The sequence below is a fragment of the Haloplanus litoreus genome (assembly GCF_045690335.1).
Lineage (GTDB): Archaea > Halobacteriota > Halobacteria > Halobacteriales > Haloferacaceae > Haloplanus > Haloplanus litoreus.
In genome coordinates, this window is the sequence record NZ_CP147874.1 from 2,370,474 (window position 1) to 2,392,603 (window position 22,130).

Genomic DNA, 22,130 nt, shown 5'->3' on the forward strand with positions numbered 1-22,130 from the left:
GCAGTTTATCGCTGCTTCTCGCGGATCGACCCACCGCTCAGCCCCTCCCAGACCACCTCGTACCCGAGTCGCGAGAGGACGGCGCTCGTCTCGGAGAGGCCGTACTCGGCCAGTCGCTCCTCAACGGCGTCAAGGGTCGTTCCGGGTTCGATGGCGTCCGCCAAGTCGCCGAGGACGACCGGCCGAACCAGCGTCCGGCCCACCCGCTCGTGGTCGGGGAAGGTCACGTCGGCCAGTGCGTCCTCGCTGACGCCGTGGGTCTCCGCGAGGTCGGCGAGCGAAACCACGTCCGCGTCGGGCCGGAGTTCGTCGGGCAGGGCGGCCCGCGTCTCGGCGACGAGGTCGGACTCGTACCGACGGAGGGCGTCGACGACGTCCTTCACCCGGACCGACCCGGAGTAGGTGATCGCACGGTGGTCCCGTGCCTCGATTTCCTCGCTGACGCCGAGGCTCTCGTCGACGGCGACGAGCATCTCGACGTCCTCGACGTCGGCGAGTTGGCCGAGTTTCTTTTCGACGTACTCGGGGGTCCAAAAGCCCATGATCTCGAAGAACACGCGGAAGTCGGCGTACCGGTAGTCGAAGGCGAAATCTGGGATCATCACCCGCGCGCCGACCGCGAGGGGTTCGGGTTCGCGCACGAGGTCCCAGTCGAGGGACAGCGCCGCGAATCGGGCGGCGAAGTCCGACTCGACGCCGCTGTCGTAGGTGGGTTCGGCGAGGGGTGCCACCCCGGGAACGCCCACGTCGTCGTCGGTGAGCGTGAGTTCGCGCTCGGTCCCCCGGTCGTCGATGGTCGCCGTGAGCCGCCAGTCGGCCGTCGTCGCGACCGATCTGAGCAAGCGGGCGAAGGCGGTACCGTACCGGCGTCCCCGTCGAAAGAGACGGTCCGGGCCGGTGACCACGACTTCGCGGCCGTCGTCGGTCCGCCGGATCTCGTACATGAGACCGAGGCGCTTGACCGCGGAGATCAGTGCCTTCGGATCGGCACACCGAACCCGCACCTCGACGGCGTCGAACAGCGCCGTCTGGGCCAGTGACAGGTCGTACTGGTCGAGGAGTTCGTCCGGCGTCCACCGGGGGTCGAAGTCGGCGAGCACCTGCCGAGCGTCCCGGTCGGCGAACAACGAGTCGGCGACGGCGTCGGCCGCGACGCCGAGACGGTCGCCTGCGCGGGCGAGCGCCCGGTCCCGGTCCGTCTCGCTCACGACGCCCACCGACTCCGCTGCCTCGAACGCGGCGCGGCGTGCCCGCTCCGGGGGTACCGCGGCCCGCGTCTCGAACGTGGCGTCGCGCTCACAGAGCGCCGCGAACCCGCGGACGAGTTTGAAATCGTCGGCGTCGGCCTCCAGGTCCGCGAGCGCCGCGTCGAGGGCCGACCGCGGCTCCCCGACGTGGTCGGCGAAGGTGCCGACGACGCGTGCCGCCAGTGGACGGTCGGCGCGCTCGGCGAACTGCGGGTGGTAGCCGCCGCCGGCCCGCGACACCCGGAGCAGGTCCTTCCGGAGCACGTCCCCGACTCGGCGCCGCGCGAATAAAAACCGCCGCCCCGTGACTGCGACGGCGACGGCCGTGCCCGGACCGACGGCGGCCGCCGATGGACAACGCTCTTGTCGGTCGCGGGGGTGGTTCGGATATGGACAGGCGTCGCGCCCTCGCCCTCCTCGGACTCGCCCTCTCCGCAGGCTGTGCCTCAGTGCCCGCGACCGGACCACGAACCCCGCCGACACCCGGCGAACCGACCGCCGTGTCGGGCGACGGGACGTCGATGGGTGTGACCGACCTGCGGGTCGAAGAGGCCGAAGCGGGACACCTGCGCGTCCACGCGACGGTCGTCAACCGGGCCGACGCCGAACGGACCGGCACGGTCCGGATCCGGGTCACTATCGGAGAGGACCGGACCGAACGCACCCGCGAGGTGACCGTCGCCGGCGGTGGGGAGCGGACGGTCACCCTCGACTTCGAATCCGTCGCCTACGAGGACTTCTCGGGCAACGGATCGCTGCAGTCGTCCGTCGTCTAGCGTCGCCGTTCGGGACCCGCTCCTCGGACGTCAGTCACTCGTCGCCCGACATCGCCCCAGTCACTCGACGAGTGCGACCGCGCGGATGGGCGACCCCGATCCCGCAGCTATCTTCAGCGGGAAAGTAAACAGCAACGAGAACGGCGGTAGCGCCGAGAGATTCGCCAGGTTCTCGAGGATGTAGGTCTCGTTGCCCAGCAGTTCGTAGTGGGCGGGGAACCCCTCGGCCCGTGCGGCGTCGATGGCGAAGGCGTCGGTCCCGACCATCGTGACGTCCCGATCCGTGAGGTACTCCGCCGCCTCTCGGGACAGGCCCGGCCAGTCCTCGTAGAAGGCCTGCCCCGCTTTGCCGGTGTCCCAACGTTCGTCCCAGCCGAACCGGAAGAGGACGCGATCGCCGGCCTCGACGTCGCCGTGTTCGGCCTCCCACTCGGTGACGTGGTCGACCGTGAGCCTGTCGTCCGGACCGAGGTCGGTCACCTCGATGGTGGCCGTTCGTCCGACGAGGCGATCCAAGGGGACGGACGCGATGTCGTAGTGGGCCTCCCCGTCCGGGACGAAGTGGAGGGGCGCGTCCATGTGCGTCCCGCTGTGTTCGCCCATCGAGATCCGGTAGTGACACGCGGGGTCGCCGTACTCGTAGGACTGATAGAGGGTGTGACCGTACCGGGCGTGGGTCGGCACCGAGGGGATATCCTCTTCCAGGGTGTGGGTGAGGTCCACCCAGTCGGCGTCCGCGAGGGACGCGAACGCCTCCACGACGGAGTCGCCGTCAGACATGGGCTACCCCACGTTCCTGTGGTCGGCCGAACGTGTCGCACTGGACTGGTACCGATTGCATAGGTGACACGAACCGCCTCAAAAAATAAAGCTTGGGGCGGCGCCCCGCGGAGAATCGCGAGACGAGGACCGGCTTCCGTCGATTACTTCACGACGTCGATCTTGTCGCGGTCCATCGACAGGGCGACGGCGAAGATGACGACGAACCCGAGGATGATCTCCTGGACGAACGACTGAATGCCGAGCAGATTCATCCCGTTGGTGAGCACGCCGATGACGAGGACACCGAGGATCGTCCGGTGAGGGCCACCGACGCCGCCGGTCAGCGCGGTGCCGCCCATCACGATGGCCGCGATGGACTGGAGGAGCAGGCCCTCGCCCATACCCGGCGTCGCGGAGGTGATGCGAGCCGTCAGCAGGACGCCGGCCAGACCACAGAGCGTCCCGGAGACGACGAACGCACCGATCTTGTACCGGTCGACTTTGACGCCCGAGAAGTCGGCCACCCGCTCGTTCTCGCCGAGCGCGTCCGTGTAGCGCCCGAACGTCGTCTTCCAGGCGAGCAGCGAGGCGAGCACGTAGAAGACCAGCCCCCAGACGACGAGGTTCGGCACGTTCGGGATGGTCTGCCCGATGGCGATCTGTCGGATTCCGGGATTGTTAAACGGGACCGAGTAGCCGCCGGTCAACAGGAGCGCCGACCCGCTGAACACGGACAGCGAGCCGAGCGTGACCAGGAAGGAGGGAATCTTGCCCTTCGCGAACACCACGCCGTTTAGCAGGCCCACGCCGGTTCCGGCGAGGACGCCGAGCAAGAGCGCGAGGAGACCGAGGTTGAAGTCGTTGATGAGCATCGCCGTGAGGACGCCGGACAGCGAGACGATAGAGGCAACGGACAGGTCGATGCTCTGCTGGAGGATGGGGAACGTGCCGGCCAGCGCCACGAACAGCAGAATCATGCTGTTCATCATCACGTTCCCGACCAAGTTGTCGTAGGTCAGGAACACGTCCGATGTCGTCGTGAAGACGGCCATCAGTATCACCAACATCAGGAACGGACCGAGGTCGATGAGGATGTCCGTGACCGAGCGGTTCTCCTGATACTCGCCGAGCCAATCGACGACCGGATTGCCTGAAGTACTTCCTGACATGGTTAGATCATTTCCTTGATGATTTCCGACTCCGTCGGTTTGTCACCGGGCGGCGCGTCGAGGACGTCGACCATCTCGCCCTCGTGCATCACCCCGATGCGGTTGCTCATCCCGATGAGTTCGGGGAGTTCGTCGGCGATGAAGACCATCGCGACGCCGTCGCGGGCGAGTTGGCGGAGGATGCGGTAGACTTCCTCTTTGGCCCCGACGTCGATACCGCGGGTCACGTTGTCCATGACGAGGACCGACACCTCGCGCTGGAGGTTCTTCCCGAGGACGACTTTCTGCTGGTTGCCGCCGCTGAGCTGGATGAGCGGCGATTCGATGCTTGGCGTCTTGACGTTGAGCCGGTCGACGACGCCCTCGGCCATCTCGTCTTCCTTGTCGAAGTCGATGAGCCACGGGACCGGACCGAGGCCGGGAACCTCGTCGGCCACGAGGTCGGTGCCGAGGCTCGGCAGCGAGACGTTGACGCGCAACGGCTGGTAGAGCAACGTCCCCTCCGACTGGCGCTCCTTGGGGACGTAGCCCACGCCGTTCGCGACCATCCGGTGGACTGACCCGGGCTCGACCGTCTCCCCAGCGACGGAGATGTCGCCGGTATCGGGGTCGTCGACCCCACTCAGGACGCGGCCGAGTGCGCTCTTGCCGCTGCCCATCACGCCACAGATGCCGAATATCTCGCCCTCGTGGACGTCGAAGGAGACGGAGTCGAAGCGCCCGTCCATCGAGAGGTTCGACACCGAGAGGGCGGTGTTTGCGCCCGTCACGTCGTGTTGCTCGGAGACCTGGTAGTAGCCCTCCGAGACTTCGCGACCGACCATGCTCTGTTGGAGTTTGTCCTCGGTCGCGTCCTCGACGAGGAGATGGTCGACCACCTCGCCGTCACGCAGGACGTAGATGCGGTCGCTGATCTCGAGGACCTCGTCGAGTTCGTGGGAGACGAAGACGAACGAGGCGTGGTCACGAAGGACGTCGATTCGGTCGAACAGCAGGTCGCGCCCGTCCTCCTCGAGGCCGGCGGTCGGCTCGTCGAGCAGGATGATGGGGTGGTCGGTGTGGACCGTCTCGGTGAACGCCTTCGCGATGCTCAGCATCTGCCGGTCGCTGAACGAGTAGTTCGCGACCCGCTTCTCGAGGTCGAGGTCGATACCGAGGGTGTCGAGGACGTCCTTTCCCTCCCGTTTCAGCCGGTTCGTGTCCAGGACGCCGGCAGTCGAGTAGTTCGGGAACTGCTCCAGAAACAGGTTCTCGTAGCCCGAGAGGTTCGGGATGACGTTGTGTTCCTGGTGGACGATGGCGATCCCGTGGCGGGAGGCGTCGAGCGGGTCGGTGATGGTGACTTCCTCGCCGTCGACGTAGATGCGGCCCTTGTCTTGCTGGTAGATGCCGCTCAGTACGTTCAGGAGGGTGGACTTGCCGGCACCGTTCTCGCCAACGAGTCCGACGACTTCACCGGTCCGCAACTCGAAGTTGACGTCGTCGAGTGCGACGACGTTCGTGAACTCCTTCCGGATATCCTCGACCCGGAAGCGAACGCTCGACTCGGAGTCCTCGACGGCGTCTCGTTCGGCGGCGTCGATATCTGCACTCATTGTACGAACGGTACTGGTCCGTGTTCGAACGGGGGTGAGCTGATTGTCATACTGAAGTCGAACTAAATCGCGACAGGGCCGATTACAGGTACGGGTTCGCGCCGTTCTGGTTGCGCTGCCTGTAGTCCTCGTCGACCTGATCGAAGAGCGCCGTATCGTCGTACGCGTCCGGGATCTCCAGATTGTTCGGCCTGTTGTCCTCCGTCCATTTGAGCTGTTCCCACTCCGACTTGCGGATGGGAACGAGGCGGTGCTGGGGGTCCCAGTCGTCGCCGCTCTCGTGGACCGACATCTTCTTCCAGTCGTACGGGGAGTGTCCGTCGCTGTACGCCACGGACATGTACTTCTCCGGCGTCGCAAAGCGGGTGTCCAGATCGCTGAACTTCGACTGGTCGAGTCCGGGGTTAAGGATGGTGGTGGTCCGGACCCACATCATCCGCTCGGGAGTCTCGGGCCGCCAGCCGTGGAGCCAGTCCCACGCCTTGGCGACGGCCCACCCACCCTGCCAGAACGGCGGCGCGGCCTGCTCCTGCACCTGGTAGGGCTCGCCGGAGTCCGGGCCGTTCTCCCGGAGATACTCGATGTTCGAGAGCGCGCCGTCGAACCCGGAGAACGGAATCGCCATGTCGTTCTCAGAGAGGATGGACGCCGCGCCGAGGCCGAGCGTCCCGTTGTTGCAGTACACGCCGTCGATGTCGTCGCCGTAGTTCGAGACGAACGACGACATGACCTCGCGGCCCTTCTTGCGGGTCCAGCCCCCGGAGTAGATGGTGTCGAGCACCTCGATGTCGGAGTACTCCTCCGCCGCCTGCTTGAAGCCCTCGTAGCGATACGACCCGATGTGGCCCTTCGGTCCCAGGATGACGACGACGTTGCCCGACCCGCCCATCTCCTCGAAGAGGACTTTGGCGGGAATCGCGCCGGCGTGGTACGTCTCCGGAATCTGGTACTGGACGAACTCCGGGCCGACCGACGACGGCACCAGCCACTTGCCCATCGACCAGTACTCGAAGAACGGCACGCCGTTTGACGCAGCGGTCTCCGCGAGCGACTTGACGCCCGAGTCGCTCGGCGCAGTCGCAGCGACCATGTCGGCGCCGCTGGTGATGGCGCCTTGGATCTGGGAAATCTGCTTGCTCAGTTGCCCACCGTGGTCCTGGGCGTTGGCCGTCATGCCGAAGTCGTTCGCCGCCTCCTTCATGCCGTTTCGGAAGGCCTTCCAGAGGTCGATCTTCAGGCTGTCCGGGGACATGAACGCCTTGTCGATCTCGCGGTCGTAGCCGCCCTGCGTGGTCGTGGTGTCGCCGGAACCGCCACCGTCGGATCCGCCGGAGCCACCGCCACCGCCGCCACCGCCACCGCCACCGCTACAACCGGCCAGCGACGTGACTGCCGACGCACCGAGCAGCCCCCCAACGCCCTTGAGATACGCTCTCCGTTCTCCTCTATCGACGATCGACTCGCTATCGTCTGCCATGCCTAGTTCCCCTCAATTGATACATATATATATAATTTGGTAGTGGTTCCCACTCGTCAGGAGGCTCCATCGGCGGTGTGGCGACGGGCCGGGAGAACGGCCGCGGGGACGGGGACGTTTTCGTACCGCACGAACGGTGAACACCGCCACAGTCCGAAGATTCGAGGGCGCATCCCCGCTCGTCCGCTGGACCGCCGGCCACCCGGTCGGTGGGGCCGGCCGCGCCGACCCGTCTACGACGTCTCCGACGGGTGCTCGACGAACTCGATTCGGGCCCCATCCGGACCGTGACAGAACGCGTAGCGGGTGTCACCGAGGGTAAACGGTTCCATGAGGACCCGTCCGTCCGCCGCGATCCAGTCCGCCACCGCCGCGTCCGCGTCCGCGACGACGAATCCGTAGTGAGCGATCCCCGGCTGGACCGACTCCACGACTCCCGCCGCTTCGTACGGCGTCGGGTCGACGACGAACACCTCCGTGTCGGCGATCGATAGGACGGCGACGGTCACCTCGCACTCCCAGTCGTCGCGAGCGATCGTTCCCCGGTCGACGACCTCGGCGCCGAGGTGTCCGTCGAGGAAGCCGACCGTCTCGTCGACGTCGTCGGTCCGAAGGCCGACGTGTGAGAACTTCTCGGGGACGACCATGCACCCCTGTTAGTGACCTGACACAAAAATCTTTCCTGGCAGTGACTGCCGCTGGCCCCATCCGCGGTTCAGCGGAGGTGGTGGGGCGGGACGATACCGGGGCTGTCGACGTCGACGCGGTCACCGATTTCGACGGGTTCGATGCTCCGAGGGTACCGGAAGGAGGCGGCGTGGTTGTGCAGGACGGTCGGGTCGGCGCCCACGCCTTTCCACATGTCGTAGTGGGTCGGCAGGAGCCGGTCGAGCTGGAGCGCGTTCGCGACTTCGACGACTTCGTTCTCGGACATGTACCACGACGTCGGCCGGGCCTCGTCCGCCGCGGGCCAGTAGATGTTTCCGGTCGTCCCCATGGCGAGCGCACCGACGTCGATGTCGAACTCCTCGCCGACGTCGTGGAACTCCGCGGCCGGGCCACTGTCGCCGGCGTGGAAGAACGTCCCCGCCTCGTGTTCGACGACGTAGGAGACGTCGCCCTCGGCGTCGGTGTCGTTCGCACCGCGGACGTGGACGTCGAAGTCGCCGATAGCGAACGCGTCGCCGGGCGACACCGGATGCCGCTTCTCCTCGGCCGGCAGAGCACCGTCGTACTCCGGAGTCTCGAAGCAAGCCGCTGCCCCGTAGACGGAGACTCCGTCACTCAGCAAGGGTTCGAAAGAAGGCGGGTGCATGTGATCCAGATGTTCGTGGGAGACCAGGACGGCATCGCACTCCGTCACCACCTCGGGGTCGACCGGCACCGGGATCATCCGGGTGACGTACTTCGGCACGCCGGTCCCGAAGTACGGGTCGATGTAGATGGTGGTCTCGGCGGACCGGAGGACGAACCCGTTACAGCCCAGATACCAGATGGCGACACTGTCGGGTGTCGTGCCCTCGATTTCGTCGGTGACGAACCACTCGTCCCAGGTTGCGGTCGGCATGGACGAGTCGATAAATTCCCCGATCTTATAGTTTTCGCAGGCTGTCACGACACTCGTCAGTACGGACGTTGCACGGATCACCCCGTTCGAGACGGTCCCCGCAGTTCGACCGATCCGGTCATCCCGACACGTCCGCCGCCCGAGAGGACCGACCTCTCCCTCGACACGGGAGGAGTCGTTACCGTCTGCGTTCGGCCACCCGTTCCTCGGCCGTTTCGGCGCTCACGACTTCGTAACAGATGGCCGTCCGGCCGTCGCGTTTGGGGCGTAGCACCCGCCCCAGACGCTGTGTGAACTCGCGTTCGCTCCCGCTTCCGGAGAGGACGACGGCGACGCTCGCGTCGGGCACGTCCACCCCCTCGTCGAGGACGTTCGCGGCGACGACGCGGGAGTAGGTCCCCTCGCGGAACCGGTCGAGGATCGACCGCCGCTCCGTGGCCCCCGTCTCGGCGGTGATGGGAGGGAGGAGGAACCGATCCGCGAGGCGGTAGACGAGGTCGGTGTGGGCGGTGAAGACGATGATCCGGTCGTCCGGGTGGCGGTCGAGGATGCGGGAAAGCGCCGCCACCTTCGCGTCCGAGTTCATCATGATGCTGCGGGCCTCCCCTTTGGCCAGCAGCGCCTCCCGGGCGCGCGGGTCGCTCCCCGACCGCTTGACGAGTTCCTGGTAGTCGCTCCCGCTCGATAGCGTGAGTCCCGAGGTCTTGAGGTAGTCGACGAACGTCCCCTGTGCCGCCTCGTAGGCTTCGCGCTCGTCGGGTGTGAGCGTCACTTCCACCCGCCGGAGTTCGTAGTCGGCGAGGTGTTCGCCGGCCAACTCGTCGACGGAGCGGTCGTACACCACGGGGCCGATCAGGTCCGCGACGACCGTGTGGGCGCCGTCCGGTCGCTCGAACGTCGCGGTCAGGCCCAGGCGAGCGGGAGCGGCGAACAGTCGTGCGACGTCGCGGTACCCCTCACCGCCGAGGTGGTGGGCCTCGTCGAAGACGAGGAAGCCGAAGCGGTCGCCGAGTTCGCCGGCACGGAGGTACGCGGAGTCGTACGTCGAGACGGTGAGGTCCGCCACCGTCTGCTCGCCGCCGCCGAGTTGGCCGACCGGAACGTCGAACTCCGTCGCCAGTTCGCGGCGCCACTGGGTCAGCAGGTCGACGGTGGGGACGACCACCAGCGTCGGCGTCGACAGCGCGGCCATCGCGGCGACGGCGACGACGGTCTTTCCGCTCCCCGTCGGGAGTTCGAGGACTCCCCGGCGGTCGTTGGCCGTCCACGCGTCGAGGGCCTCCCGCTGGTAGTCGCGGAGGTCGTACGTCGTCGTCAGATCGAGCGTGGACGAGTCCAGCACGCGGTCCTCGTAAGTGGCGCCGGCGTCGTCGAGGGCGCGACGAAGGGCGGCGTACCGGTGGGCGGGCGCCCGGTACGTTCGGCTTCGGTCGTCGAACTCGACGGGAAGGGCCTCGACGAGGGCGGGATCGGGGTCGCCGTCGAGTCTGATCGTGCCGTCCTCGAATCGAGCGACGAGAGTCACGGGACCGAGCTTGGAGGGGTGGAAATATATGCCCTCCGCACCCCCGGTTCGGTATGGCACCAGACGACCTCGACGCCGAGGTGGCGGACTTCCTCGACGCCGCCGAACGCGTCTACGACGAGTACGACGACGGCTACGTCGACGCCGACACCGCGCTGTCACAGCTCGGTGATCACGTCTCGACCCTCCGCGACGCCTACGAGGGGGAGTGATGTCCGAGTTCGCCCCGCGTGTGGAGGCGATATCGATCAGCGGCATCCGCGAGGTGTTCGAGGCGGCCGGCGAGGACGCCATCAACCTCGGTCTCGGCCAACCGGACTTCCCGGCGCCGGAGAACGCTCGCGCCGCGGCCGTCGAGGCCATCCAAGCCGGCGAGGCGGACGCCTACACCGGGAACAAGGGAATCCGCCCCCTCCGGGAGGCCATCGCGGCCAAACACGAACGCGATCAGGGCGTCGCCGTCGACCCGGACGACGTCATCGCGACGGCGGGCGGGAGCGAGGCGCTCCACCTCGCGTTAGAGGCCCACGTCGACGTCGGTCAGGAAGTGTTGATCCCCGATCCGGGCTTCGTCTCCTACGACGCGCTGACGAAACTCGCGGGCGGGGAGCCGGTACCCGTCCCGCTGCGCGACGACCTGACGCTCGACCCCGCGGCCGTCGAGGAGGCCATCACCGACGACACCGCGGCCTTCGTCGTCAACAGCCCCGGTAACCCGACCGGCGCCGTCTCGTCCGAGGCGGACGTCCGGGCGTTCGCCCGTCTCGCCGACGAACACGACGTGGTCTGTGTCTCGGACGAGGTGTACGAGCACTTCGTCTTCGACGGCGACCACCACTCGCCGCTCACCTACGCCGACACCGACAGCGTGGTCGTCGTCAACGGCTGTTCGAAGACCTACTCCATGACCGGATGGCGACTCGGATGGGTCACGGCCTCGACCCGCCGCATCGAGCGCATGCTCCGCGTCCACCAGTACATCCAGGCCTGTGCCTCCGCGCCGGCCCAGTACGCCGCCGAAGAGGCTCTCAGTGGCCCGCAGAGCGTCGTCGACGAGATGCGAGAGACGTTCGAGGAGCGCCGCGACCTGGTACTCTCCCGCTTCGACGAGATGGGCGTCGAGGTCCCCACTCCCCAGGGCGCATTCTACGCCATGCCCCGGGTGCCCGACGGGTTCGTCGACGCCTGCATCGACCGCGGCGTCATCGTCGTCCCCGGCGACGCCTTCGGCGCGAACGGGGCGGGCCACGCCCGCATCTCCTACGCCAACGACGCCGAGACGCTCGACGAGGCACTGGACGTGATGGCCGACGTCGTCGCGGACCTGCGGTGAGACTGGTTCGTCGCGACCGCGTCCCGCCGATTCGCCGTGGTGGGCAACCGAACCGCCGATACGGACGGTCGCCCCACGCCCCACGGGCCGTGGAATAAACTCGAATAAACTGGTCCGAGTGGCATCAACGCTACATTAAACTATCCACGTGACGTAAGTTCACTCCCCGTTGGCGACTCGGACCGTCCCCTCCGTCCACCCTGGTTGGATGGGACGAGCGCGGTACGCTCTCGCTCGTCTCACCGAACAGTTCCCACAGTTTCAGACGGGCAGTCGTACGTCATCACCGACCGTCGCGGTTCATCGTGACGGCGACGGCCGGTGAACAGTCACAACGAACCGTCTCAGTTGGCGGTGCTGACGATTTTGATGACGTCGCCCTCGTCGAGTTCGTGATCCTCGCCGATCCGGCGGTCCGAGCGGGCGTCGACGGCGTGGAGGTAGCCCTCTCCGATGTCGGTGTGGATGGCGTAGGCGAGGTCCCGCGGCGTCGACCCTCGCGGGAGGAGAACGGCGTCGGGCAGAACCGTCCCGGACCCGTCGGTCCACCTCGTCTCGTTCTGGACGGGATACACGGTGATGCGGTCGAGCAGGTCGTACACCGCCGTGTCGATGGCCTCCTGCACGCCGGTACCGCCGTGGGTCGCCATCACCTCGCGGATGCGGTTCAGCCCCTCGCGTTGGGCGTCGGTCACGTCGCCCGCGATGGTGAAATCCGGGTCACCGGGGTCGTAGGCGACGACGCCCGCCTCGGCGGCCGTCCGCAGGGCGAGTTCGCCGTCCGCCGTCGCCGGAATCACCGGTTTCTCCGTCGCACGGAGTCGCTCGACGTTCTCCGGCGGCGCCACGTCGACTTTGTTGGCGACGACGACGAGGGGTTTGGTGCGGTCCCGAATCTCACGGGCGAGGGCGGCGCGGTCCTCGTCGGTCCACTGGATCGGGTCCTCGGGATACTCCAGGTCGCGGAGACTGGCGGCCACGTCGGCAACCGTCGCGCCGAACCCGGTGAGCATGTCGGTCAGGACGTCGTCGAGGTCGAACTCGGGGGAGCGGGACTTCCGTTCGACGCCCTCCCAGTTGCGGGCGACGATGCCCGCGAGCCACTGGTCCATCTCGTGTTCGACGAAATCCACCTCCTCGACCGGGTCGTAAGTGCCCACTTCGACGGGTTCGCCCTCGGCGTTGGTCCCGCCCGAGGCGTCGACGACGTCGAGGATGGCGTCGGCGTTCGTGAGTTCGTCGAGGAACTGGTTGCCGAGGCCTTTCCCCTCGTGTGCGCCCGGGACCAGTCCGGCCACGTCCAGCAGTTCGACGGGGACGTAGCGCTTGCCGTCGTGACAGCGCTCGTTGCCACAGCGCTCGTCGAGTGCGAGACAGGGGCAGTCGGTGCGTGCGTGGGTCACCCCGCGGTTGGCGTCGATGGTGGTGAAGGGGTAGTTCCCTACGTCCACCTCCGCCCGCGTGGCGGCCTTGTAGAACGTGGACTTGCCCGCGTTGGGTTTGCCCGCGAGCGCGAGAGAGAGCATACCGGACGGTGGCGAGTCGGCGGCAATTTACTTTCGGTCGGGGCGCTACTCGACGGCCCGGAGTTCGAGGGCGATCCGACACGTCTCGGGATCGGTTTCGGGGAAGCGAAGCGACCCGCGGGAGTTGTCGACGATCCATTTCACCAGCCAGAGCCCCAGTCCACCGGCGTGTTCCAGCGGGGTCTCGGTCCCCCGATCCAGGGCGCGGCGGTCCGCCACCGGGACGGACGGACCGGGATTGGCGACGTCGATAGTCGCGGTGGCGCCGTCGCGAGCGACCCGAACCGTCGCCGACGGCGGGTCTGCGGTGCCGTGGACCACGGCGTTCGTGAGCAGTTCGACGACGGCCGTCTTCAGGTGACCGTCGGCGAGGACGGCCACGCCCGCCGATCCGTCGACGTCGACCGTCGCGTCGGGATGCCGGTCGCGAACCGTGGCCACGGCGTCCGCGACGAGGGCGTCCAGATCGAACCGTTCGACCGACCCATCCGTGAGCGTCTGCTGGACGTACCGCGCCTTCTCCGCCCGGTCGACCAGTCGGTTCGCCACCCTGTCGACCCGGTCGAGTCGCGCCCGGGACGGCCCGTCGAGCGCGTCGGTCTCCCGCACCTGTGAGAGGGTGCCGATGACGACGTTGAGGTCGTTGCGGATGTCGTGACGGAGGATGCGATTGACGACGGCGAGGCGTTGTTCCTGGCGCTCGAGGGCCCGTCGGCTCCGGGCCAGACCGTGGGTCTGTTCGAGCATCAGCGTCGCGTTCAACCCCTCGCTGGCGGCGTCCGCGTACCGCTCCGGCGGCAGGTAGTAGGGGTTCCGACAGAGCGTGTCGCGGTAGACCACGTGTTCGTGCGTGCGAAGCGCCTTGGCGATGGCCGTCTCGTCGAAGTCGTCGAGGCCGTACTGACAGAGCGTCGTCACCGGGTGATCGGCCTCGTGAGCGTCGAACGCGGCTTCGAACTCCACGACGTCGTCGAGATCCTCGTCGGTCCGAAACGACCACGAGTTCTCGCCGACGGCGACGAACCCGTCGTATCCGTCCGCGTGGCTCTCCGCCGAGGCGTTCCCGAGCGTCTCGATGATGCGGTCGGGGTCGAACCCCTCGTCGAGGTACACGTCGGTGGCGGAGCGGATCCGCAGGTCGCCGGCGTCGATTCGGCGGGCCACGTCGATGCCGTCGCGACGGAACGTCCCCCGGACTGCCGCGGCCTCGTTCCGGTCGGTCAGGTACAGACAGCGCTGATTACGCTCGAGGGCGCTGGCGACGAACGCCGCGGCGACGCGTCGCTGGGCGGCGAGGGACTCGTAGAACAGCGCGACGTGGTGGCCGGCACCGAGTTCGTCGAAGTCCGCTCGGAGGTCCCTGTACCGCCGGTCCTCGCTCGACGCGGCCGCGGAATCGTCGAGGGAGGGACCGGTCGGGTCCGAGTCGGTCATGCGTGGGCTGTGCTCCGCAGTCGTATCAGGTTTGGGAACTCCGGACTCGGGCGATGCCGGCTCATTCGATCTCTCGGCTCGCCTCGGCGCGGACGATGCGCATCTCGCCGCGCGAGCGGATCGAGCCGTCGACGACGGCGTCCTCGTGGAGTTCGAGGTCGGCACACGAGACGTCGCCGAGCACTCGAACCCCCGGTTCGAGGCGGACCGTCCCGCCGCGAGTGGTCACGTCGCCGTGGATGCGGGTCCCCTCGTCGACGGTCACGTCGCCGCGGGCGCGCAGGCTACCGAAGACGTTGTTGTCGGCGCCGATTTCGATTTCCGTCGCCCGGACGTTGCCGTGGAGGCGGCAGTCGTCGCCGACGTGGGCGGGAGTCGAAACCTGCCACGAGTCGTCGGAGACGTCGCTTCCGCGGGGGATCACGAGGGGGGCCTCCGGAGCGTCGCCCGAGAGGGCCTCCGCGATTTCCTCGGCGGCGCCCTGTTCGCCCACCCGGAGCAGTTGCGAGAGGACGATGAAGTAGAAGACGAGCGTCGGGACGGGGTTTCTGATGACGATCCAGCCGTTGGCCTCGAAGCCCTCGTCGATCTCCACGTCGTCGCCGATGTCGAGGTCGCCGGAGACCATGAGCTGGCCGCCGACGTGGACGCGTTCGCCGAGATAGGCGTCGTCGCCGACGAGGACGTTCCCGGCCACGTCACACCACATGTCGAGGCGGCAGTCGCCCTCGGCTTCGATGTCGCCGCCGAAGCGGACGCGTTCGCCCGCGACGAGGTTCCGCCCGCGGACGCCGAACTCGACGGTGCTCTGACCGCCGACGATGACGTCCCCGACGGTCACGAGGTCGTGTTCCTCGACGGTCGTCCCGTCGGGGATCTTCAGCGCATCGAGCGGGTCCCTCCCGAGTGACACGCGCGTGAATAGACACTGCTGTTATTAAAACGGCCGTCAGACGGCCGTCCGACGCGCGGAAAGGCAGGGTTTTCAGCACGCATCGACTACGGCCGGATATGACCGTACTCTCCTTCGACGACGACGGCGTCGACGTAGTCTACGAGGGAACCGAGTTCCGACTGGAGAAGTCCCTGATCGAGGACGCAGTCGGCAAGACCTACCCCGACGTGACCGACCACGAGGTGTTGCAGATAGTGGAGAAGGAGCCGACCCTCGACGGCGAACCGCGGCGAATCGGCGACATCCTCCACTAGGCGCGGTCGACCGTCTCGGACGAGCGGTCGAGCTGTCGGCCCAGCCGCTCGGCGACGCCGACTCGGAGGATCGACTTCGCGATGGCGGCCCCCCCGCGGAGGGGGTCGAGTTTCGTCTCACCTGCCCGCTCGTCGTAGCCGATGGGCAGTTCCGTCACCCGGTAGCCGCGGGCGACGGGCCGCATCAGGAGCTCCGCCGACAGCCCCGTGTTCTCCGTCCACTCGATGCGGTGCAAGAGGTCGCGCCGGTAGGCGCGCATCCCCGTCGTCACGTCGTGGAGCCGACGACCGAGGAGGAGGCTCGCGAGCGCCGCGAACGCGCGGTTGCCGAGCCGGTTCAGTGCCGGCATCGTCTCCGCGCCGGGCGTGATGCGGTCGCCGCTCACCACGTCGTTGCCCTCGTTGATGGCGTCGAGGAAGTCGGGCAGCCGCTCCATCGGGTAGGTGTCGTCGCAGTCGGTCGTGACGACCACCGGCCGGTCCGGCGTGAGCACCGCCTCCCGGACGGCGACGCCGTAGCCCCGTGGCTCCTGTTCGACGACGCGAGCGCCCATCCCACGGGCGATCTCGGGCGTCCGATCGCTCGACCCGTCGACACAGACCACCTCGGCCCGTCCGTCGGTCACTCGCTCGATGTCGGCGAGGACGCCACCGATGGCCTCCTCCTCGTTGTAGGTGCCCATGACGACGGCCACGTCGTCGAAGGTGTAATCGTTCATACGGGGTGCAGGAATCGTCCGCACTTGAACTTTTAGGTTTGCCTAAAACGTCGCGGCGGCGGGGCAGACGGCCTCGTGGAGGCGCGTGGTGACGTGGTCGGCGAGGCGTTCGAGGTTCTCGGTGTCCTCGCGGTTGTACGAGACGAGCGTGTCGAGGGCGGCGTCGTCGCCGCGTTCGTACTCGCGCCAGAGGCGGACGGCGTCCTCGCCCGAGATGTCCGGGCGGTCACGGTCGATGCCCACGTCCCGTTCGATGCGTTTGAGGCCGCCCGTCAGGTCGAGGCGGCGACAGGGGTACATCAGGTCGAGGTGTGGGGCGTCGATGGAGAGGTCGAAGGACCCTTCGAGGAAGGGCACGTCGAAGCGGGCGCCGTTGAAGGAGACGATCAGCGGCGCGTCGGCGAACTGCTCGCGGAGCGCCCCGGCGGTCAGGTCGTCGCCCCGGACGAGCGTGGTGGTGTCGCCGCCGCGGTAACAGCTCACCGTCGTGACGTCGTTGCGGGCCGCGTCGAGTCCCGTCGTCTCGATGTCGAAAAAGAGGGCGTCGTCGCTGAAGTTCTCGTAGAGGCGCCAGCGTTCGCCCGAGGGAAAGGACTCGTCGAAGAAGCGAGCGTCGTCGCGCCGGAGGTGGTCGGTCGCCACGTCGACGAACGAACGGATGCGGTCGGCCGTCGTCGATCCGACGACGGAGCCGTCGAACTCCTCCCAGTGAGTGATGCCCGCCTCCCAGAGGCGGCGCTCGGTCGTCTCGCCCACGCCCCGAATCGGGATGAAACTGTTCTCGATGCGCACGAGTGGTACTGTCGCGTGGGGCGTCAAAAACCTCGCGCCACGCGGTCGCTAGTACGTGAACGGCGACGCCTCGCCGGTCGGCGCCCACCCGTCGGGCTTCAACTGCACGTACGCGCGGGCGCCGATGGCGGTGGCGAGCAGCCCCGTGGCGGCGCCGAGGACCACGCTGACGGCGCCGGTGACCAGCGGCGGCGCGCCGACGAACCCGAGGAGATAACTCGGGACGCCCCCGGCCAGGCCGATGGCGAAGACCACGACCAGGAGGAAAAAGAGGGAGAGTCGCTCCCCGGCGGTCAGTGCCCACCCGTCGCGGAGGGCGTCGACGACGCTCTTGTCCTCGGCGATCACCTCGAACTGGACGAAATACAGCGCGACGGCGACGTAGATACCGGGGACGATCAGGAAGATGGCCCCCACGAAGATGGCCACGTTGACCACGAAGCCGGCGACGAGGGCGTTCACCAGCACCCAGCCGAACCGCCGTCCCACGTCGTCGGGGAACGAGCGGCGGGCCTCGCTCACGAACGTCCGGATAGTGACGACGCCGAGCGCCTGTGCGAGGACGATCTGTGCCAGAAAGAGGACGGCGGCAGCCGCGAGACTCACGTCGAGTGCCAGCGGCGACCCCGTACCCGTCGGGCCGGGAGGCATCGCACCGGAAGGGGGCGGCGCGTTGCTGGCGGCGCTGAACACTCCCTGGAGCCACTCCTGAACCGCCACCCCGAGGGTCTGGGCGGTGATGGTCGAGAGGGCACCGACGACGACGTAAGCCACGAAGAGGATGGCGGCGACGCGTGTCGGGAGGCGGAAGAGGCCGTCTTCGATCGCAGCGGAGATGTCGAGTGACATACTGACGTGTGTACGACCCGTGGCGTCCGAGAAAAAAGTCCCGTCGACGTCCGGGCGGTAACTGGGGATCAGTCCCCGGTGACGGAGCCGTCGGCGGTGGCGTCGTCAGTCGTGATCGTGACGCCGATGCCGTCGGCGTCGAGTCCGACGGTGACCGCGTCGAGCGTCGCCTCGAAGACGGTCCGGTGGTGGCCGTCCGCGTCGTAGGAGAGCCACGACTCCACCAGCCCCACGTCGTCGAGGCGGTCCAGCCGTCGGTAGACGGTGGCTCGGGACGCATCACACACCTCGACCAGGTCGCGGGCCGACCGGGGTTCGGCGTGAACCGCCTCGAGGATTGAACGACTGTAGTCGTCCTCCAGTAGGGCCAGCACCTCGTCGGTTCGGTCGGGGTCCGGTTCGTCGGTCGTCGGGGTCGGGGGCGGCGTATAGGACGTCATCGGTCTCGAGTACGCGGTCTCACGCCATCCCCCCAGTCTTGCTGTCTACGAACGTCGACACTGGTCGTCGAGGGAGGCTACGTGTGTAGTGTCGAGGTGCATCGGCCGGTCACGCCGCGTCGAATCCGGCGGCGCCGAACAGCAACGAGAACGTCTTGCGCTCCGCGAGTCGCAGGTGTTTGTTGAACGTCGGCTGGGTGATGCCGAGTCGGTCGGCCACCTCGCAGCCGTCGTGTTCGCGGGGCCACTCGAAGTAGCCCGCCGCGAGCGCCGTCGTGAGCGCGTCCCGCTGGCGGTCGGTGAGACGTTCGGTTACCCGGTCGCGGAGTTCGCCGGGCGTTCGCTCCTGTCGCTCGTGCTGTCGCTTCGCGGCCAGTTCGACCGACGGCGCGAGTTCGCGCAGGCGGTCGGTGAAAGAACGCACGTCGGCCTGTGCCGACACCTCGACGGCGATGGTCGTCTCCGCGGGCGTCGCCACCGCCCGCCGGAGGACGGCGCCGTACTCGGCCAGGGGTGACCCGAACCACGTGTCGGTACGCACCTCGACGAGCGTCGACGCCGCGTCGTCGGTCACCACCGACACCTCGCCGGGGAACGTCCGCTTCGCGACGTTCGCCGCCCCGTCCGTCCCCGTCTCGAAAGTGAAGAAGACGCTCACCTCCCCGTCGCGGGCGACGGTCCGCTCGTGGCGCACCCGGCAGTCGGCCGCGCGGGCGGCCCGGGCGAAGGGCAGGTCGACCGAGGTGTCGTCGCCCCGGAAGACGAGTTCGACCGTTTCGTCTGACTCCAGCGCGCGCCGGCGCTCGATGGCCGCGAGGGCGTAGCCGACGGAGGTACCGAGTTGGTCGAGGAAGTCCCGCGCGCGGTCGCCGAAGGCGTTGGGCGACGCCGCGGCTACCGTGAGGACGCCGTGCGTGATGCCGTCGTAGGTCAGCGGCACGGCACAGACGGACTGGATTCCCTCGGCGAGGGCTGCGCGTCGCCAGTCGCCGCTCGGGCCGTCGGCGACCAGCGAGTCGGCCACCGCCACGTCGTCGGAGCGCCAGGCCCGGACGGCGGGGTGCGGGTCCGGGCCGGCGGCCGTCGTCGACAGCGACGTTTCGGTCGCGGCCGCCGGCGACGTGCCGACGGCGACGCGGGGCGTCAATCGATCGGCGCCGACCTCGACGCCGCCGATCCACGCGCGTTCGTAGGGGCCGGCGTCGGCGAGTCGATCACAGACCGCGCGTTCGACCTCCGCGGCGCCCGAGGCGTCGGTGATCGCCGCTTCGACCTGTTGAGTGAGGGTAGCGATACGGTCCAGACGCTCGGCACGCTTCGTCTGGGTCCGGAGGCGCTCCTCCTGGGCGGCGAGTCGTCGCTGCCCACGGAGGTGGTTCAGCGCGGCTTCGAGCGTCGCCGCGAGGACGTGGGCCGCCTGAATCGTGTCGGGGGCGAGCGAGCGCTCCGGCGACCCGACCAGCAGGACGCCGTGGTTGCCGAGCGCGAGGGCGCGCCAGTCGTCGAGAGCGGCGAGTCGGTCGTCGTCGTCCGGCGTGACGACCGTCCCGGTGGCGAAGGCGTCCCAGAGGTGACCACCGTCGGCGTCCACGGTGCGGTCGCGGAGGTCGTCGGGGATCGAACCGGCACACACCTCTGGCCGGAGAACGCCCTCGTCGCCGTCGTAGAGGAAGGCGCCGACGGCCGACAGGTCGAGCGTCTCGACGCCGGCTTCGACGGCCATCCGCGCCGCCTCGGCGGGTCGGTCGGCGGTGGCGAGATCCTCCGTCGCGGCGTTGAACGACGCCATCCGGCGCTCGCGGGCTTTTCGGCCGGTCACGTCCCGGCTGACGATCACGATCCGTTGCGGGCCGTTCGTCCACGCGGTGGGATAGAAGTCGGAGTGAACCCACCTGACCTCGCCGTCCGGGCGCTCCACGCGATACTCGCGGGCGTAGCTGTCGGCCGCCGTCCCCGTCTCGACGTCCCGCTGGATCCTCTCGACGAAGGCTCGATAGCCCGCCTCGTCGTCCTCGTGGAGCGTCCCGAAGAACCCGTCGGGGTAGCGCTCGTGGAGCGTCGAGAGGGGTTGCCCCCAGATGTCCTCGTAGCCGGAGCTCAGGAAGTCGGGATTCGGCGACGCGCGGTCGAGTTCGTGGGCCGGGGCGAGGAAGACGGCCTCGTCGATCCGGTCGAGGACGGCACGCAGTCGTTGCTCCGAACGCCGGCGCTCGGTCACGTCCCGCGAGATGGTCAACAACCGGTCCTCGCCGTTGATCGTCGTCGGCGTCGCCGTCACGTCGAGCCATCGAACCTCGCCGTCGGCGGTTTCGAGCGCCCACTCCAGGTCGCGTTTCCCGTCGGCCTCCATTATCTCCTGCAGCGTCTCTCTCGCCCGATCGGGGGTGTACCCCTCCTCGGTCGCGCTCAGGGCACCGATCCCCCGGTCGAGGATGGTCTCGCGGTCGTAGCCCGTCAACGCACACATCGTGTCGTTGACGGCGACGAGGTCCCCAGTCTCCGGGTCGTAGACGTTGATGATGTCGGTGACGCCGTTGAAGATCTGTTCGTACTCGCGTTCGCGGCGCTTCCGTTCGGTCACGTCGCGGCCGATGGCCAGATATCGCGTCTCGCCGCCGATTCGGGCGGTCGTGCCGTTGACCTCTAGCCAGCGCCGCTCGCCGTCACGGGTCTCGACTTGCCACTCCATCTGTCGTGGCTCGCCCGACTCGACGACCGAACGGATGATCTCCTGGCCGCGTTCCTCGGTGAACCCCTCGCGCTCGACGCTGACCGCCGCCGCGCCGCACTCCAGTAGTTCCGACTTCTCGTAGCCGAGGAGGTCACAGAGGCTCTCGTTGGCGTCGATCATCTCCCCCGACCCCGGGTCGTGGACCGAGATGGTGTCGTTGACGCCGTCGAAAATCTGTTCGTACTCGCGCTCCCGGCGTCGTCGCTCGGTCACGTCTCGGAAGTTCACCAGCGTCGCCGGTTCGCCGCCGTGCTGGATGCGGGAGACGACCAGATCGAGCGTCCGGCGCTCGCCCACCGCTGTTTCGACCTGTACGTCGTACCGGTTCGGCGGCGACTCGCCGGCGATCCGGCGGCGGTACCGATCCCTGACCAGTTCCCGGCTCTCGGGTGTGAATACCTCGTAGAACGGGCCATCGAGAAGCGTCTCGCGGTCGTAGCCGGTGATCTCCGTGAACCGCTCGTTCACGAACGTGAACTCGCCGTCCTGGACGAGGACGATGCCGTCCGAACTCTGCTCCACCAGCGTCGAGTACTTCTCGCGCCCCTCTGCGGCCGCGCGTTCGTGTTCGCAATCCACCAGCGAGGCGAGTCGCGTCGCGAGGAGGTGCGGGTCGTCCTCGACCACCCGTCGGGGGAGGGTGTCCGCCGCACCGGCCGAGAGGGCCGCTGTCGTCCGGTCGTAGCCGCCATCGACCAGAACGACGACCGGAACGGCGTCGCCGACGTCGGCCGCGACGGCGGCGCCGTCGACGTCGGGCACCCCATCGTCGACGAGCAGGCAGTCGGGGGAGCCCTCGTCCAGCGTCTCGGCGACGGCCGCCAGCGGGAGGGACTCGACGGCGACGGGGGGGTCGGCCGGTCCGACCCCCGACCGGAACGCCGCCGCCGTCTCCGGCGTCCCGACGACGGCGACGGTGATCGATCCGGAACGGAGGGATGACATGTGTCACACACCCGGCCCGAGTGCCCTAAAACGT

The 22,130-nt window shown here is 68.1% G+C and carries 20 protein-coding genes; 4 read left to right on the plus strand and 16 right to left on the minus strand.

Annotated features, from left to right (window positions below; translation table 11 throughout):
- Positions 1-5: 5 nt before the first annotated feature.
- A complete protein-coding gene (locus V8686_RS12715; protein WP_379704700.1) occupies positions 6-1,511 on the minus strand; it encodes a DUF790 family protein in 1,506 nt (501 codons plus the stop codon).
- Between the two features lie 125 nt (positions 1,512-1,636).
- Between V8686_RS12715 and V8686_RS12720 the strand changes: the two genes are divergently transcribed.
- On the plus strand, positions 1,637-2,023 hold the full coding sequence (locus V8686_RS12720) for a hypothetical protein (protein WP_379704702.1): 387 nt from the start codon (positions 1,637-1,639) through the stop codon (positions 2,021-2,023).
- 60 nt (positions 2,024-2,083) lie between these two features.
- Here the strand turns inward: V8686_RS12720 and V8686_RS12725 are convergent, their stop codons facing one another.
- The 7 genes from V8686_RS12725 to V8686_RS12755 form a co-directional block, all read right to left on the minus strand.
- The gene (locus V8686_RS12725) at positions 2,084-2,803 is read right to left on the minus strand and encodes a cyclase family protein (protein ID WP_379704703.1); all 720 of its coding nucleotides are present in this window, start codon (positions 2,801-2,803) and stop codon (positions 2,084-2,086) included.
- A gap of 143 nt (positions 2,804-2,946) precedes the next feature.
- Positions 2,947-3,852, minus strand: a complete 906-nt coding sequence (locus V8686_RS12730; protein WP_379706573.1) for an ABC transporter permease — start codon at positions 3,850-3,852, stop codon at positions 2,947-2,949.
- Positions 3,853-3,956: 104 nt separating this feature from the next.
- Positions 3,957-5,549, minus strand: a complete 1,593-nt coding sequence (locus V8686_RS12735; protein WP_379704705.1) for a sugar ABC transporter ATP-binding protein — start codon at positions 5,547-5,549, stop codon at positions 3,957-3,959.
- An 82-nt stretch (positions 5,550-5,631) separates the two neighbouring features.
- Positions 5,632-7,026, minus strand: coding sequence for a sugar ABC transporter substrate-binding protein (locus V8686_RS12740; RefSeq protein ID WP_379704707.1), 1,395 nt, complete (start codon positions 7,024-7,026; stop codon positions 5,632-5,634).
- Positions 7,027-7,259: 233 nt separating this feature from the next.
- On the minus strand, positions 7,260-7,673 hold the full coding sequence (locus V8686_RS12745; protein WP_379704709.1) for a VOC family protein: 414 nt from the start codon (positions 7,671-7,673) through the stop codon (positions 7,260-7,262).
- Positions 7,674-7,741: 68 nt separating this feature from the next.
- Entirely contained in the window at positions 7,742-8,593 is an 852-nt protein-coding gene (locus tag V8686_RS12750) for an MBL fold metallo-hydrolase (RefSeq protein ID WP_379704711.1), read from the minus strand.
- 178 nt (positions 8,594-8,771) lie between these two features.
- Positions 8,772-10,118, minus strand: coding sequence for a DEAD/DEAH box helicase (locus V8686_RS12755; protein WP_379704713.1), 1,347 nt, complete (start codon positions 10,116-10,118; stop codon positions 8,772-8,774).
- Between the two features lie 53 nt (positions 10,119-10,171).
- On the opposite strand from V8686_RS12755, the gene V8686_RS12760 reads away from it, so the two are divergent.
- Both V8686_RS12760 and V8686_RS12765 read left to right on the plus strand, forming a co-directional pair.
- Positions 10,172-10,330 carry a hypothetical protein gene (locus V8686_RS12760; RefSeq protein ID WP_379704715.1) on the plus strand — a complete coding sequence of 53 codons (159 nt, stop codon included), beginning with the start codon at positions 10,172-10,174 and terminating at the stop codon, positions 10,328-10,330.
- Positions 10,330-11,451 carry a pyridoxal phosphate-dependent aminotransferase gene (locus tag V8686_RS12765; RefSeq protein WP_379704717.1) on the plus strand — a complete coding sequence of 374 codons (1,122 nt, stop codon included), beginning with the start codon at positions 10,330-10,332 and terminating at the stop codon, positions 11,449-11,451. The genes V8686_RS12760 and V8686_RS12765 overlap by 1 nt, the downstream gene beginning before the upstream one ends.
- A 344-nt stretch (positions 11,452-11,795) precedes the next feature.
- On the opposite strand, the gene V8686_RS12770 is transcribed toward V8686_RS12765, so the two are convergent.
- The 3 genes from V8686_RS12770 to V8686_RS12780 all read right to left on the minus strand — a co-directional run bounded on the left by V8686_RS12770 (position 11,796) and on the right by V8686_RS12780 (position 15,324).
- Positions 11,796-12,977, minus strand: coding sequence for a redox-regulated ATPase YchF (locus V8686_RS12770; RefSeq protein ID WP_379704719.1), 1,182 nt, complete (start codon positions 12,975-12,977; stop codon positions 11,796-11,798).
- Positions 12,978-13,022: 45 nt separating this feature from the next.
- Entirely contained in the window at positions 13,023-14,411 is a 1,389-nt protein-coding gene (locus V8686_RS12775; RefSeq protein WP_379704720.1) for an MEDS domain-containing protein, read from the minus strand.
- A 61-nt stretch (positions 14,412-14,472) separates the two neighbouring features.
- A complete protein-coding gene (locus V8686_RS12780; protein WP_379704722.1) occupies positions 14,473-15,324 on the minus strand; it encodes a polymer-forming cytoskeletal protein in 852 nt (283 codons plus the stop codon).
- Positions 15,325-15,422: 98 nt separating this feature from the next.
- Between V8686_RS12780 and V8686_RS12785 the strand changes: the two genes are divergently transcribed.
- Positions 15,423-15,620: a DUF5800 family protein gene (locus V8686_RS12785; protein WP_379704723.1), complete on the plus strand. Its 198-nt coding sequence runs from the start codon at positions 15,423-15,425 to the stop codon at positions 15,618-15,620.
- Here the strand turns inward: V8686_RS12785 and V8686_RS12790 are convergent.
- The 5 genes from V8686_RS12790 to V8686_RS12810 form a co-directional block, all read right to left on the minus strand.
- Positions 15,617-16,339, minus strand: a complete 723-nt coding sequence (locus tag V8686_RS12790; RefSeq protein WP_379704725.1) for a dolichyl-phosphate hexose transferase — start codon at positions 16,337-16,339, stop codon at positions 15,617-15,619. The two genes, V8686_RS12785 and V8686_RS12790, sit on opposite strands and share 4 nt — an antisense overlap.
- 42 nt (positions 16,340-16,381) lie before the next feature.
- Complete coding sequence (locus V8686_RS12795; protein WP_379704727.1) at positions 16,382-17,131, minus strand: ribonuclease H-like domain-containing protein; 750 nt, start codon at positions 17,129-17,131, stop codon at positions 16,382-16,384.
- Between the two features lie 48 nt (positions 17,132-17,179).
- Positions 17,180-17,980, minus strand: coding sequence for a hypothetical protein (locus V8686_RS12800; RefSeq protein WP_379704729.1), 801 nt, complete (start codon positions 17,978-17,980; stop codon positions 17,180-17,182).
- Positions 17,981-18,048: 68 nt separating this feature from the next.
- Positions 18,049-18,420 carry an ArsR/SmtB family transcription factor gene (locus tag V8686_RS12805; RefSeq protein WP_379704730.1) on the minus strand — a complete coding sequence of 124 codons (372 nt, stop codon included), beginning with the start codon at positions 18,418-18,420 and terminating at the stop codon, positions 18,049-18,051.
- 109 nt (positions 18,421-18,529) lie between these two features.
- Entirely contained in the window at positions 18,530-22,096 is a 3,567-nt protein-coding gene (locus V8686_RS12810) for a PAS domain S-box protein (protein WP_379704732.1), read from the minus strand.
- Positions 22,097-22,130: the final 34 nt, after the last annotated feature.